Raw genomic sequence first — 15,115 nt, 5'->3', positions numbered from 1 at the left:
TGACGATGACGGACGCATCCTAGGTGTGGTCACACGCGATGATTTCCTGGCTGCCCTCACCCAACACGGGCAAAACATTGCCGTCTCGGCGGTGATGCGGAGCAATCCACCGGAAGTGGACTCTTACGATATGGTCGAAATGGCATTGATGAAGATTCAGGAATCGGGTTTTCCATCCCTGCCTGTTACCCACGCAGGCCAGTTGGTGGGTATCGTCACAGCCGAGAACATCACCGAATATTTGATGATCCGCACCGCGCTGCAATCCTCGCGGATCGCCGTCACACCTTGATGCCAGCCGGACTCAAGTAAGAGGTTTCTTAACCACGAAAATCGTTTTATCCATATACTTGGTAAATACTCCGATGGGGATTAGCCGCCTGAACACCGGGTAGCACAGTCGTCAATACGTGGCGCGAGACGCCACCGGCTGTTCTGAAAAGGCAAGACCATCGTCAATATTTTGACGATGGTCTTTTTATGTGCGAACAAGACTTGGCAAGTTTTTAAAAACCTGTCAAGCCGATATGGCATGAATGAATCAAAATGGATTAAACTTATCAAGAATATGGAAGCAAACAAATGAACTGGCACACGATAGAAATCGAACAAGCTTTGGACGAAACCGGCTCCTCCCAAGATTCAGGCCTGACCGCGGAGGAGGCGCAGAGACGTTTCGCTCAATACGGCGCAAATGAACTTATCGAGCGCGGCGGGCGGACCCCTCTGAAAATCCTCTGGGAGCAAATCACCGCCACGATGGTCTTGATCCTGATCGCGGCGGCGGTTGTGGCAGGTTTGCTCGGCGATACCAAAAATACCATCGCCATCATTTCGATCGTCGCGTTATATGCCTTCCTCGGTTTCATTCAGGAATACCGCGCAGAGCAGGCCATCGCCGCGCTCAAGAAGATGTCCGTGCCGCATGTGCGCGTATTGCGCGGCGGAAGTTTGATCGAACTCCCGGCGCGCGACCTACACGCAACAAGTCTACGCCCAAGAAAACCCGCATCACTATCGTGATTATGCGGAGAACATTTGGGGGTGGACTGCGTGCGACGGGCCGAAGGATACAACGTTCACGATTGCGGGCCGCCAACGTCAATTTTGGTCGTATCGCGCGCGCGGCGTGTCATTCGATTGGATTGAAGATGACGGCACCATTGCGCCCACGGCTGCGGGTGGCTCAATCGCCTTTGCGCCGGAGATTTGCATTCCGGCGTTGAAAGCCATGCACGCGAAATATGGCAACGCGCTTTTTCAAAAATACGGCTTCCTCGATTCCTTCAATCCAACGTATATCACGCCAAAAACGCAGAACGGTTGGTTTGATGATGACTACCTCGGCATCGATCAAGGCCCGATTGTGATCATGATCGAAAACCTGCGCAACGGTTTTGTGTGGAATGTGATGAAGAAGAACAAGTATATCGTCAAAGGCTTGCAGCGCGCGGGGTTCACGGGTGGGTGGTTGGAGAATATAAAATAGGAGAACCATGCAAACCTACGTACCTCAACATGCCGCACGACTCGATCAGATCAAAGGAGTGCCATTAGCATCGTTCCCACAACGCGCTGTGGCTTTTGTGTTCGATTTTCTCGCTGCCTTCCTATTGTTCCTCTTCATTCTGATTTTCGGCGCGAAGCTTTTAGCATATTTGGGGTTGGTAGATTTAGATGCGGATATCAATCTCAAATTTGATTTTGCCAATTGGTACAGCCTGATTTTTCTCGTCTTCTACTTTGGCTTGTTTACCTACTTTGGCAACGGCAAAACGCCGGGCAAGTGGTTGATGAAAATTCGCGTGGTCTCATTGACGCACGAACACATTTCGCTGTGGCATGCCCTCGAACGCGCACTCGGCTACGGCGCTTCGGCGCTCGAACTCGGCTTTGGATTTCTGCAATACTTCATCCACCCCAACAAACAAACCGTGCATGACCGCATCGCTGAGACGATTGTGATAAAGGAGGGCAAGGCATGAGCCAGGATTATTCCCGCCGCAAATTTCTTGCAACAATGGCCGGCGCCGCCGCGCTGCCTTGGTTAAATTCTGCCTCGTTTGCCTCTCTCAAAAAGATTGAAAACGCCAAGCCGCGCAACATCATTCTTATTCTCAGCGACGATCATCGCTACGACTTCTTCGGTTTCACCGGCAAGCCGAAATTTCTACAGACCCCCAATTTTGACCGACTCGCGCAACGCGGCGCGCATTTGCAAAACACGTTCGTCACGACTTCGCTCTGCTCGCCCAGTCGCGCTTCGATTCTCACCGGCAAATATCCCTTCGCGCACGGCGTGGTTGACAATGACAGCCCGATGCCGCCCGGCAATGTTTTCTTTCCAACCTATTTGCAGGAGGCGGGATACAAAACGGCATTTATCGGCAAATGGCACATGGGCCATCACAGCGACGAGCCACAACCGGGCTTCAACCGCTGGGTGAGTTTTCCCGGCCAGGGCGTGTATTACGATCCCGAATTCAATATTGATGGCATACGCAAAAAGCACCCGGGCTACATCACTGATCTGCTGATGGATTACGCGGTAGATTGGATCAACACGCAGCGCAAAGATCGTTTCTTTCTTTATCTCTCACATAAAGCCGTGCATGCCATGTTCGAGCCGGCCAAGCGGCATCTTGGCAAATATGAAAAAGCAGCGCTCGAATATCCCGCAACCATGGCAAACACCGAGGCAAACTATCACAACAAGCCGGCCTGGGTGCGCGCGCAACGCAACAGTTGGCACGGCGTGGATCACATGTATCACGGCGAAATGGATTTCGATACGTTCTATCGCCGTTATTGCGAGACGCTGCTCGCCGTGGATGACAGCATCGGCCGCTTGCTTGACACATTGAAGAAAAACGGCTTGTTGGAATCGACGCTGATTCTTTACACCAGCGACAACGGCTTTTCCTTCGGCGAGCATGGCTTGATCGACAAACGCCAAATGTACGAAGAGTCCATGCGCATCCCCTTGCTCGCACATTGCCCGGAATTGATCAAGCCCAACACGAAAATCGGCGAGTTCATTCAAAACGTCGATTTCGCGCCGACGATTTTGGAGGCCGCCGGTTATCAAGCGCCGGACAATATGGAAGGCAAATCGTTCTTATCTTTGCTGAAAGGCGAGAAAACGCCGTGGCGCGACGCGGTTTTTTATTTCTACTTTTGGGAGCGCCCATTCCCGCACACGCCCACGATGCTCGGCATTCGCACGGCGCAATACAAATACATCACCTATCACGGCATTTGGGATATTGATGAATTGTATGACCTGCAAAATGATCCGCATGAAATGGTGAACTTGATCGGTCGCCCCGAACACAAAGGCTTGATCGAGGCCATGCGTAAGAGAATATTCGATTGGCTGGAAGAAAAGAAAGCCGCCGCGATTCCGTTGCGGCGCAGCGGCTTGTGGCAGGCGGCGGAGCGGAGCGTGCATTTTGATCATTGATCTCTATTCGGTGGATTCTTAAAACAGTTGAAGTTGAATTGTTGCCCCAAGAACTCACGCAAAGCCGCGAAGGCGCAAAGGCATCGCAAAGAAAAGCTTTGCGCAATCTTGGCGTCTCTGCGTCTTTGCGTGCACTTTTGCTTTTTGGTTTGTCTAATTTAGGGATTGGAAATGTATAAGAGAATTTTTTGTGTTTTGCTTGCAGTCGTACTCTCGAGTAGAATTTCCTTAGCGCAAACCAAACAGCTCGACGCTTTTGAATCATTAACCGAATGGAAAGCGATTGCCTCGGACGGCGTGCGCATTGACATTGCGCTCGTTGAAGGCCGCACGGGCAAGTGCATCAAAATCGATTTTGACTTCGTGACTGGCGCGGGTTATTGCGGCATTCAAAAGCAACTGCCCTTGGTGCTGCCGGAGAATTTTCAATTCTCGTTTTATCTGCGCGGAGAAGCGCCCAGCAACAATCTCGAGTTCAAGCTGGTCGATGCCAGCGGCGACAACGTTTGGTGGCTGAATCAACGCAACTTTGAGTTTCCGACTGAATGGACAAGTATTAGGATCAAAAAACGGCACATTAGTTTTGCGTGGGGACCGACAGCCGATCGTTCCCTCAAAACTTTTGATAAAGTGGAGTTCTTCGTCGCTTCTTCGACCGGCGGCAAAGGCTCAATCTACCTCGATGATTTCACTTTTCAAGAATTGGAGCCTCCGGCAGATACGCTGCCGACGCCGGTTATCAGCGCGGCAACCAGAACCGGCAACAAGAGCCAGCTCAAACTGATTCTGGACGGCAACCCGCAAACACAATGGCGCAGCCCTGCGCAGCCGGAGCAACAATCCCTCGTCCTCGATCTGGGCAAGAACTGCGAATTTGGCGGCTTGATTATTGATTGGGATAAACAAGATTTCGCCCGCGCCTATCACATCTTGCTTTCGCCGGACGGCAAGACTTGGGAAACCGCTTATGCGGTGGCCAAAGGCAAACCCGGCAGAAGCTACATCTATTTGCGCGATCAGCAAACGCGCTTTCTCAAGCTCGACTTGCTCGCCAGCGCGCGGCAGCAGGGTTACGCCATTGCCGAAGTCTCATTCCAAAAGATTGAATTTGCCGAAAGTCCCGAGGCCTTTTTTAGCCGCATTTCGCTTGACTATCCGCGCGGATATTTCCCAAAATATTTGCAGCATGAGCAGTCGTATTGGACCATCGTGGGCGTCAACAACGACACCAAAGAGGCGCTCATCAATGAAGAAGGCATGATCGAGGTTGACAAAAGCAGTTTTTCCATCGAACCGTTTATCTTTTGCGACGGCAAGCTGCTCACATGGAACGACGCAACGATTACGCAATCTCTGGAAAAAAACTATCTTCCCATTCCCACCGTAACCAGGACGCACGATGATTTGAAGTTGGACATCACCGCATTCGCTGCCGGCGCGCCCGATAGCTCTTTACTCTTTACGCATTACGTTTTAAAAAATCTCAGCAACAAAACGCTGCGCGGCCACCTCTATCTCACCCTCCGGCCTTTTCAAGTCAATCCACCGTGGCAATTTCTGAATTGGCCGGGCGGCACGGTCAAAGTAAAAACGATTCGTCGTGAGGGCAGTGAAATCGTCATAAACGACAAGAAAAAAATTCTGCTGTCAAGCCCCGCCGATGGATTTGGGGCAGCCGTTTTTGATGAAGGCGACGTTACCGAATTTATTTCACGCGATGCACTTCCTGCCGCGGGGCAAATTTCCGATCATTTTGGCTACGCTTCAGCGGCATTGCAATATAGTTTTAATTTGCCACCTGGCGCAGAGAAGTCCATCGCGCTCGCCATTCCATTTCATGAAAATTACTCAACTTCTATGCCGAACGCGGCGGCAACTGCACGCCACTCCACGAGCAAGTTTTGGGAAGAAAAAATCAGCACGTATGAAATTCGCCTGCCCGCTTCCGCGCAGAAACTGATCAACATCGTGCGCTCGAACCTGGCGTACATTCTCATCAATCGCGACCGCGCCGGCATTCAGCCCGGCTCGCGCTCTTACGATCGCTCGTGGATTCGCGACGGCGCTTTGACGTCGGCGGCGCTGCTGCGCTTTGGCATTCAAAAAGAAGTGCGCGAGTTCATCGACTGGTACGCGCAATATCAATATCCCAACGGCAAGATTCCGTGCGTAGTCGATACACGCGGCGCCGATCCAGTGCCGGAGAACGACAGTCATGGCGAGTTCATTTATGCGGTGCTGCAATACTTTCGCTTCACGAATGACACACTGTGGCTGCGGCAAAAATTCCCGCAGGTGGTGAAAACCGTGGAGTACATCGAGTTTCTGCGCGATCAACGCAAAACGGAAATTTATCTCAACGGCACGGCCGAGCAGCGTGCGTGCTACGGTTTGCTGCCCGAGTCGATCAGCCACGAAGGCTATTCCGCCAAACCGATGCACTCGTATTGGGATGACTTCTTCGGCGTCAAAGGCCTGAAGGATGCGACCATGATTGCCGCCATCTTGGGCGAGCGTGAGTATGAGGAACAGTTCGCTGCGGCGCGCGATGATTTCAAGAAATGTTTGTATGCTTCAATGCGAATGGCGATGGCGAACAAAGGCATCGACTTCATCCCAGGTTGCGTGGAGTTGGGCGATTTCGATGCGACTTCGACGACGATCGGCCTCGATCCCTGCGGCGAATTGGAAAACATTCCACAGCCGCAGCTCAACAATACTTTTGAGAAATACTATCAGTTTTTCTCGCAGCGCCGCGACGGGAAAATCGAATGGAAGGATTATACACCATACGAAGTGCGCAACATCGGCGCGTTTATTTTGCTCGGACAAAAGGGGCGCGCCCACGAGCTGCTGAACTATTTCTTGCGCGATCAACGCCCGCCGGCATGGAATCATTGGGCCGAAGTGGTGTGGCGCAATCCGAAGGAAACAAAATTCATCGGCGACATGCCGCACACCTGGGTCGGCTCGGATTTCATTCGCGCCGTGCGCAACATGTTCGTGTATGAAACCGACGATGAGGCGCTCGTCATCGGCGCCGGCATTCTCGAAGATTGGGTGCGCGATTCAGTTGGCGTTGAAGTCGAGCGCCTACCGACTTACGACGGCGTGTTGAATTACTCGATGAAAATGGCCGGGAGGAATGTCGTGGTGCATATCGCCGGCGATCTGCGCATGCCGAAGGGCGGGATCGTTCTTAAATCGCCTTTTGGTACGCCGCTCAAATCGGTGCGCGTGAACCGCAAGACTAGCAGGGCTTTTACGAACGATACAGTGACGATTGTTACGTTTCCCGCCAAGGTCGAGTTGTCATATTAAACGGAAACCAAGAATTGCCATGAATGAATTCGTACACAGCCATCTTCATTTGTACAAATACTTCATCTTGTTATTCGCAAGCAATCTTGCGAAGCTTAGAGCCAGGATTGAATTTTTACGAGTTTCTTTCAGAGGGTCAAATCGTGGCGGCGGTTATAGTTTGACTGCAATTGGCCTCGGCGTGTTATCGCTGTTGTTTCTGGCTTGTCAAGCTCCCATCGAATCGAAGACTGTTATTAAATTTTGGGCGATGGGCGCGGAGGGGGAACATGTACAAAAACTCATGCCGGAATTTCATCGTCGTTATCCTGATATCGAAGTCAAAGTGCAAGGCATACCCTGGACAGCGGCGCACGAAAAACTGCTCACCGCTTACGCCGGCAATTCGCTGCCTGACATGTGCCAGCTCGGCAACACCTGGATTCCTGAGTTCCATCTGCTTGATGCGCTGGAGAACCTCGATCCCTGGATAGCGCATTCGAATGTGATCAAAGCGGAGAATTATTTCTCAGGCATCTGGGAAACCAACCTGATTGACAGCGCGGCTTTTGGCATTCCCTGGTATGTCGATACCCGCCTGTTGTTCTATCGCAAAGACATTTTGCAGCAGGCAGGGTATGATCATGCGCCCCGCACTTGGGACGAATGGTATGATGTTTCCAAACGAATCAAACAACTGGCAGGAGGGCAGGAGAAGTATGCCATTCTTCTGCCCACCAACGAATGGGTGCCATTCGTGCTTACGGGATTGCAAGCAGGCTCCGTCTTGTTGAAGGACGGTGATCGTTATGGCCATTTCAGCGGCGTAGAATTCACGAACGCATTCGAATTCCTGATGAGGTTTTATCGTGAAAAGCTTGCGCCCGTGGGCGTAACGCAAGTGACTAATATCTATCAGGGTTTGACTGAGGGTTTTTTTGCAATGTACCTCACCGGCCCGTGGAACATCGGAGAATTCAAGAAACGGCTGCCGGCAGAAATGCAAGATCACTGGATGACGGCGCCCATGCCCAGTCCCGACGCAGGGCGAGCCGGCGTTTCACTGGCCGGTGGTGCGAGCTTGGTGCTTTTCAAAAAATCGCAAAAGAAAGAGGCGGCGTGGAAACTCATCGAATATCTTTCGCAAGCGCAAACACAACTGGAATTTTACCGGATCACCGGTGATTTGCCGGCAGTGCGCGAGGCTTGGCAGGATACTTCATTCACGAACAACATCTACGTTAAGGCGTTCTACGACCAGCTCGAGCATGTCGTGCCCACGCCAAAAATTCCGGAGTGGGAACAGATTGCCATGAAAGTGCAGCAGTACGCGGAGGTTGCTTCATTGCAACAAAAACCCGTGTCCGAAGTGTTGGCAGCGCTGGATCGCGAGGTCAATCTCATCCTGGAAAAACGGCGGTGGATGCTGGAGCAAAAATGAATTCGCAAGCAAAGCCGGTCAACAGCGCCCTGCCCGCTCATTCACTCAGCGGCGAGATCAAAAGCATTCGCCGCGCCGCTTATTTCTTTCTCGCGCCGGCGCTTATTCCGATTTTTGTTTTTTTCTTCGTGCCTGCACTGGCGGCTTTCCTTTTGAGCTTCACGGATTTTGACATTTATTCGTTGGGAAATTTCGAATACGCGCGCTTTGTCGGCCTCAAAAACTATCGCCAGCTTCTCGATGATCCGTTGTTTTGGAAGTCGATGGCCAATACGTTCTACTACGTATTGATCGGCGGCCCACTCTCCATCGCTGCTTCACTTGGCACGGCACTGTTGCTGAATTCCAAACTGGTGCGCTTCCGGAGTTTTTTTCAAACCGTGTATTTTGCGCCCGTGGTGACCACCCTGGTGGCAGTGGCCGTCGTGTGGCGTTTTCTATATCATCCGCGATTTGGTTTGTTGAATTACGCGCTGAGTTTTTTCGGCATCGCGCCGATTGACTGGCTGGGGGATCCGGTGTGGGCCATGCCCGCGATTATCCTGATGTCGATCTGGAAGAATTTCGGCTACAACATGATCATCTTCGTCGCGGGCTTGCAGAATATTCCAACACAGTTGTATGAGGCCGCGCGCATGGACGGCGCGGATACCTGGCAGCAATTCAAGAGCATCACGCTACCGATGCTGGCCCCGACCACCGTGTTCGTAAGCATCATCGCGATGATCGGCAACTTTCAACTCTTCACCGAGCCTTATGTCATGACGCAAGGCGGGCCGGTGAACAGCACGTTGAGCATCGTGCTGCTTATGTATCAGCAAGGCTTTCGTTGGTGGAATTTGGGTTACTCCGCCGCAATTGCCTTCGTGCTTTTTGGCGTGATTCTGTTGGGATCTCTGATTCAGTCTCGGCTGCAAAAGCGAGGGGAGGCATGATGAAAAATATCAGCAAAATCGTGCTGATCACCCTGGCGATTATCATTGCTATTGTCACATTGACGCCCGCGTTGTGGATGGTTTCTGCCTCGTTCATGAGCACGGGAGAAGCCAGCAATTTCCCGCCCCAGTTGCTGCCCGCCAAATTCACTTTCGAACATTACTATACGCTTTTCACCCGGCTTCATCTGTGGCGCTATTTGCTCAACAGCGTCATCATCAGCGTGACGGTGACGCTGATTTCGCTGTTCTTCAATTCGATGGCAGGATATGCGTTTGCCAAATACCGTTTTCCGGGAAGAGACCGGCTTTTTCGCTTTCTCGTGGCAGAGATGGTGATTCCGGCGCAAGTGACAACGCTGCCGCTGTTTCTCATGTTGAACAAAGTGGGATTGATCAACACGTATCTCGGCGTGATCGTGGCGGGCATGGCGACAATTTACGGCATTTTTCTCATTCGACAATTTGCACTGTCGATTCCCGACAGCTTTATCGAAGCTGCGCGCCTGGACGGCTCGAGTGATTTTCGCATTTATTGGTCGGTGATTCTGCCGCTGTGCAAGCCCATCCTCATCACGCTTGCCATCTTCACGTTTATGGGCACGTGGAACGATTTCCTCTGGCCGCTAATCGTGTTGACCGACGATTCAATGTACACCTTACCGGTGGCGCTTGCCAACCTCACCGGCGAGCATGTGCAAGACACCGAGCTCATGATGGCCGGCGCGGTGATCACGGTTCTGCCGGTGATGATCATTTTTATTGCGTTACAAAAATACTACATCAGTGGGATTATGGCAGCGGGGTTGAAGGAGTAGACTGTGAGCGGAGTTGAGAACGAAGGCGATGGCGTGATCGTCTCGATTCTTGCATTTGGATAATTGTTGATCAATGGCGCATCGAAGAACGCCTTATGCGATTCTCTTCAACATTGTCGCATCCTTGAGAGAATCCATTTTACGCGGCTGTTACTGATGTGACGGCGAGCGGCTGTTGGGAATGCAGGGATTGCGTGGCCGCCAGCGCCGCGCGCAGCGCTGCGATGCCGTCATCAATCGTCACTGGCGGCTGCCGATCATACCTCAGGTTGTCCACAAAATCTTCCAATTGTGCCACATAAGCGCCGGCAAATCTCTCCATAAAAAACGGCACCGTGTCATGCGCAATGTTGTCTTTGGTCATCACCGTTACCGGGGTTTCACGCAAATAGCCGATGCGCAGGGTACCGTTGGTGCCCAGCAACTCGGTGGCAATGTCATAGCCGTAAACGCCGTTGCGGCTGAGATCGATCACGCCAAGCCGACCGTCCACAAAAGTCAGGCTGATGATGGCGTTGTCGACATCGCCGACAGTTTTCATTTCAGGATAAGCCAGCACGCCGCCAATAGCGTAAGTTGTTTGAATTTCGCCCATGAACCAGCGCGCCAGATCGAAATCGTGAATGCCCATGTCGATGATGAGGCCGCCGCTGCTTTTGGGATTGGCATATTCCAAGCTCGGGCGAAAGGGATCGCGGCTGGTGGCGCGAAACACCACCGGCGTGCCGATTTCTCCGCGCAATATTTTTTCTTTGGCGGCAACATAACCTCGATCAAAGCGGCGCATAAATCCCATTTGAAAAAATGCGCCGGTTTGATGGAGAATTTGTTTTATCTCCAGCGATTCCGCGAGCGATAAGGACAAGGGTTTCTCGCAAAAGATCGCCTTCTGTTGTTGTGCGGCAGCAATCACCAATTCTTTGTGCGTGTGCGTGGGCGTAACAATGACAACCGCGTCGATTTCGTTATCCTCAAGCAAAGCATAAGAATCCGCATACCATTTCGGTACTTCAAACTCCGCGGCAACCTGCTGCGCCGTCTCAGCGGCACTGTCCGCGACTGCGATCAAACGCGCGTGCGGAATGCGATGCGCAAGATCGCGGGCATAGACTTTTCCCAAGCGCCCTAAACCAATCAAGCCGAGATTGATTTTGTGTTTCTTGAATTCTGACATACAACACTCCTCGAGAATCACTCGCACGCTTTATTTAAAGTACAATCGCAAGATTGATGAAACAGCGCGATGGCAACCACTCCTGAGAAAGCCATATCACAGTGCCGCATTGTCGCGCTTGATCAATTCAATCTTCACCGGCGTGAATTTGGGAAGTGTCTCGCCGCCCAGCAATTTGACCGCGTTTTCCACGGCGAGTCTGCCCATTTCCATGGGGAATTGTGCGACCGAAGCGGCAAGTGTGCCAGCGAGAATGGCCTGGCGCGCGTCGACAATGGCGTCGAATCCGACGATGGTGATTTGTCCGCTTTTGCCGGCAGCGGCAATCGCTTCCATCGCGCCCAGCGCCATCATGTCGTTGCAGGCAAACAGCGCGTTGAAATCGGGATGGGCTTGCAAAAGATTTTGACAAACATTGAAACCTTGATCGCGTTCCCAATTCGCCGGTTGTGAAGCGACGACTTGCATGCCGGGGGCATTTTTTATGGCATCACGAAAACCCTGCAAACGTGCATCGCCGGTTTCGTGGCCGGGAATGCCTTCGAGTATCACGATTTTCGCATGGCCTTGCATAAGTTCGATAAGATGCTGCCCGGCGACGCGGCCGCCCTCATAATTATCCGAGCCGATGAACGTGGCATAATCAACGCCGGCCTCTTGCACTGCTGTCTCATCCAACCGGGTGTCAACAATGAGCACGGGAATGCCGGCGGCATTGGCTTTTGCGATGGCAGGCACAATCTCGCGCGAACCGCTGGGCGTCACACAAATGGCATCGACCTTTGTTTGAATAAGATTCTCGATGATTTGCATTTGCTTTTCAACGTCAAGCTCACGCTCAGCCGCCTGCACCGTCACGTTTACATTGAGGCGCTGGGCCGCTTCTTCCGCGCCTTTTTGCATATCGATGAAAAACGGGTTGTTCAATGTTTTGAACACCATTGCCACACGCGGACCTTGCGCTTGTTGTTGTTCCTGGCCGCGATTGCAGGCAATCGTTGGGAAAATGATAAAAGCCAAAAGTAAAACGGCAAGCTTCTTCATCATGCCTCCTTCGGTTATTGGAATTATTTTCAGCAAGCGATCAGCACTGAAATGTTGCGAGCTGCTCTTATTTTTTGGATGACTTCAAACCCGTATCCACCAACACAGCAATGATGATCACCGCACCGATGATGATTTGCTGCAGAAAGGAGGAGACGCCGAGGAGATTCAAACCGTTGCGCAGCACGCCCATGATGAGCGCGCCAATCAGTGTGCCCAGCACCGTACCCTCGCCGCCCATTAAGCTCGTGCCGCCGATAACGGTTGCGGCAATGGCGTCCAGTTCGTACATCATGCCGGCGATGGGCTGCGCCGAGTTCAATCGCGCCGTGAGAATGAGGGCAGCAATGGCGCTCATCAAACCGGACAGGGCATACACCATGGTTTTGTGAAAACGTACATTCACGCCTGAGAGTTTTGTCGCTTCTTCATTGCCGCCCATGGCATAGGTGTAACGTCCGAACTTGGTGCGCTGTAAAACAAAATGTGCCGCAAGATAAATAACGAGCATCAGCAGCACCGGCAGCGGCACAAACAGAAACTCTCCCATCGCAAAATTGCGCAAACTCGCTTCGAATCCGGAGATGGGGCGGCCCTCGGAATAAACCAGGGCGGCGCCGCGCGCCATACTCATCATGCCCAGCGTCGCGATAAACGGCGGCAATTTGCCGAAAGTGATTAGTAACCCGTTAATGATGCCGCACAACGTTCCGGTGATCAGTCCGGCAGTGATCGCTAGCGGCAACGGAATTCCGGTTTGCAGCACACTCGCCATCACGACGCCGGCAAACGCCACGATCGAGCCGACGGAAAGATCGATGCCGGCGGAGATGATCACGAAAGTCATGCCCACCGCGATAATCGCGTTGATCGAAGTTTGCTGCGCGATGTTGAGCAGATTGGAAATCGTCAGAAAGTAGGGCGTCAAAAGCCACATGGCGCCGCACAACACCAGCAGGCCGAGGAGGGTGCCGAATTGCCGCCCGTGATGGACGAGGAGTTGCTTGATTGCCATGTTTGCGTGATGCGAAAGGTGAAAGCCCAAAAACGACACATATAGTTTTTAAAAAGTGAACGCCGTGCAAAAAAACAAAGAATTCACGCAAAGCCGCCAAGGCACGCAAAGAAAAACTTTGTGGGTTCTTTGCGGCTTTGCGTGAGATTTTTTATTCTGACTCTTACGGGCTGAGAGTTACGAACTAGTTTCTTCGCCCCAACGCCGCGTTTAGAATTTTTTCCGGAGTCGCTTCACCTGCCTCAAACTCTCCGCTAATCCGGCCTTGATGCATGACCAGGATGCGATCGCTCATGCCGAGAATTTCCGGCAGCTCGGATGAGATCATGATGATGCCCACACCCTGCGCGGTGAGCTGATTCATGAGTTGATAGATCTCTACCTTCGCGCCCACGTCAATGCCGCGCGTCGGTTCATCGAAAATCAGAAGCGCGGCCTCGCGGGCGAGCCATTTGCTGAGCACGACTTTTTGTTGATTGCCGCCGCTGAGATAAAGCGTTTTTTGCTTTACACTCGGCGTTTTGATGCGCAAGTCTTCCACAAAGCGGCTGGCAAGTTTTTCCTCGGCAGCCGTATTCATCACGCCAAAGCGGGAGAGTTTGCCGGCATTTGGCAGGCTGATATTGTCTTTGACGGAAAGAGCGAGCACCAGCCCCTGCGTTTTGCGGTCTTCGGTCAGAAAGCCGATGCCGAGTTTGATGGCAGAGGCCGGTGATTTAAGGTTGACTTCCCGGCCGTTTATCCAAATGCGGCCGCTATCTTTGGCATCCACACCGAACAGGACGCGCGCCAGCTCCGTGCGGCCCGCACCCAACAGCCCGGCAAGACCAAGCACTTCGCCGCGACGCAGTGAGAAATTAATATCGCGAAGTTTGTTGCTTCGTGTCAGGTTCTCAACCCGCAACAATTCTTTGCCGGGTGCAGCTTTTTGTTTGGGAAAATGTTCGCGTAATTCTCGGTTCGCCATCAAGCGCACCAGTTGGGCTGCGGAGGTTTCAGCGAGGCGATGTGTTGCAATGTATTTGCCGTCACGCAAAACACTAACGCGATCGCCGATTTCGAAGATTTCTTCCAGCCGGTGAGAAATATATACAATCGCAACGCCCTTGGCTTTGAGGCGGCGAATGGTGGAAAATAATTCCTGAATTTCGCTGGTGGTCAATGCCGAAGTCGGTTCATCCATGATCAGGACTTTTGCCTCATGAGAAAGGGCTTTGGCTACTTCCACCATTTGTTGTTGCGCGACGCTCAGATAGCGCACCGGCATGCGCGGATCGAAGCGAACGCCCAGCGCTGCCAGCAATTTCTCCGCGTTGTTTAAAATCTTTTTGCGATCGATAATGCCCGGGAAAAGCTGCGGCTCATTTCCCAAAAAAATATTTTCAGCCGCGGAAAGATGGGGAACAAGATTGAACTCTTGATAAATAATGCTGAAACCAAGCAGGCGCGCATGCTTCGGACTTTTAATGTCGATCTCATGCCCGTTCAGAAAAACTGCGCCGCTATCCTTTTGATAGGCGCCGCTGAGAATTTTCATCAACGTGGATTTGCCTGCGCCGTTCTCTCCCAGCAACACGTGAACCTCGCCCGCAGCGAGATCAAAATCAACGCCCTCCAGCGCCATCACCCCTGGAAATGTTTTACGGATGGCGCGCATTTGTAAAACGAAATCGTCCGGCATGGGAGAGAGTTCCGTTAGAAATTTTGCGACGAAATACGCCGGCAGGCGGAAAACGTCAAGCAGGCAACAGCGTTATGCTTGTTTCAATGAGCAGGAATTTCGTGAAGTGTGCGCGTGAAAACGCTTGAGAATATCTCAGGACGAAAACGAGAGAAGTATAGTATTATTTTGAAAAAAACTATCACGCCGCGAAGATTTTGAAAGGCAGATAATGGTTCGGCAGAATGATTAAAAAATATTCTGC

The 15,115-nt window shown here is 52.1% G+C and carries 12 protein-coding genes and 1 pseudogene; 9 read left to right on the top strand and 4 right to left on the bottom strand.

From position 1 onward, the window contains the following. The 9 genes and pseudogenes from FBQ85_14475 to FBQ85_14435 all read left to right on the top strand — a co-directional run. A partial coding sequence (locus tag FBQ85_14475; GenBank protein MDL1876361.1) for a CBS domain-containing protein occupies positions 1 to 292 on the top strand: 292 nt, incomplete at its 5' end. A gap of 290 nt (positions 293 to 582) precedes the next feature. Next, the gene (locus tag FBQ85_14470) at positions 583 to 1,023 is read left to right on the top strand and encodes a hypothetical protein (GenBank protein ID MDL1876360.1); all 441 of its coding nucleotides are present in this window, start codon (positions 583 to 585) and stop codon (positions 1,021 to 1,023) included. Next, positions 959 to 1,489: pseudogene (locus FBQ85_14465) on the top strand (Tat pathway signal protein). Before FBQ85_14470 ends, FBQ85_14465 begins: the two are co-directional and overlap by 65 nt. 7 nt (positions 1,490 to 1,496) lie before the next feature. Then, the gene (locus tag FBQ85_14460) at positions 1,497 to 1,985 is read left to right on the top strand and encodes an RDD family protein (protein ID MDL1876359.1); all 489 of its coding nucleotides are present in this window, start codon (positions 1,497 to 1,499) and stop codon (positions 1,983 to 1,985) included. Positions 1,986 to 2,020: 35 nt separating this feature from the next. After that, positions 2,021 to 3,463, top strand: a complete 1,443-nt coding sequence (locus FBQ85_14455; protein ID MDL1876358.1) for a sulfatase — start codon at positions 2,021 to 2,023, stop codon at positions 3,461 to 3,463. 171 nt (positions 3,464 to 3,634) lie between these two features. After that, complete coding sequence (locus FBQ85_14450; GenBank protein ID MDL1876357.1) at positions 3,635 to 6,784, top strand: hypothetical protein; 3,150 nt, start codon at positions 3,635 to 3,637, stop codon at positions 6,782 to 6,784. Positions 6,785 to 6,803: 19 nt separating this feature from the next. Further along, positions 6,804 to 8,204, top strand: a complete 1,401-nt coding sequence (locus FBQ85_14445) for an extracellular solute-binding protein (protein ID MDL1876356.1) — start codon at positions 6,804 to 6,806, stop codon at positions 8,202 to 8,204. After that, complete coding sequence (locus FBQ85_14440) at positions 8,201 to 9,139, top strand: sugar ABC transporter permease (protein MDL1876355.1); 939 nt, start codon at positions 8,201 to 8,203, stop codon at positions 9,137 to 9,139. The genes FBQ85_14445 and FBQ85_14440 overlap by 4 nt, the downstream gene beginning before the upstream one ends. Next, positions 9,136 to 9,957 carry a carbohydrate ABC transporter permease gene (locus tag FBQ85_14435; protein ID MDL1876354.1) on the top strand — a complete coding sequence of 274 codons (822 nt, stop codon included), beginning with the start codon at positions 9,136 to 9,138 and terminating at the stop codon, positions 9,955 to 9,957. Before FBQ85_14440 ends, FBQ85_14435 begins: the two co-directional genes overlap by 4 nt. 139 nt (positions 9,958 to 10,096) lie before the next feature. On the opposite strand, the gene iolG is transcribed toward FBQ85_14435, so the two are convergent. From iolG to FBQ85_14415, 4 genes are all read right to left on the bottom strand, one after another. Then, positions 10,097 to 11,131 (bottom strand): inositol 2-dehydrogenase, encoded by a 1,035-nt coding sequence (iolG, locus tag FBQ85_14430; GenBank protein ID MDL1876353.1) that lies wholly within the window; start codon positions 11,129 to 11,131, stop codon positions 10,097 to 10,099. A gap of 96 nt (positions 11,132 to 11,227) precedes the next feature. Then, positions 11,228 to 12,178 (bottom strand): D-ribose ABC transporter substrate-binding protein, encoded by a 951-nt coding sequence (locus tag FBQ85_14425; protein MDL1876352.1) that lies wholly within the window; start codon positions 12,176 to 12,178, stop codon positions 11,228 to 11,230. Positions 12,179 to 12,242: 64 nt separating this feature from the next. After that, positions 12,243 to 13,190 carry a ribose ABC transporter permease gene (locus tag FBQ85_14420; GenBank protein ID MDL1876351.1) on the bottom strand — a complete coding sequence of 316 codons (948 nt, stop codon included), beginning with the start codon at positions 13,188 to 13,190 and terminating at the stop codon, positions 12,243 to 12,245. A gap of 184 nt (positions 13,191 to 13,374) precedes the next feature. Beyond that, entirely contained in the window at positions 13,375 to 14,871 is a 1,497-nt protein-coding gene (locus FBQ85_14415) for a sugar ABC transporter ATP-binding protein (protein MDL1876350.1), read from the bottom strand. Positions 14,872 to 15,115: the final 244 nt, after the last annotated feature.

The organism is Cytophagia bacterium CHB2 (assembly GCA_030263535.1).
Taxonomy (GTDB): domain Bacteria; phylum Zhuqueibacterota; class Zhuqueibacteria; order Zhuqueibacterales; family Zhuqueibacteraceae; genus Coneutiohabitans.
This window is presented reverse-complemented; position numbering and strand designations above follow the sequence as displayed.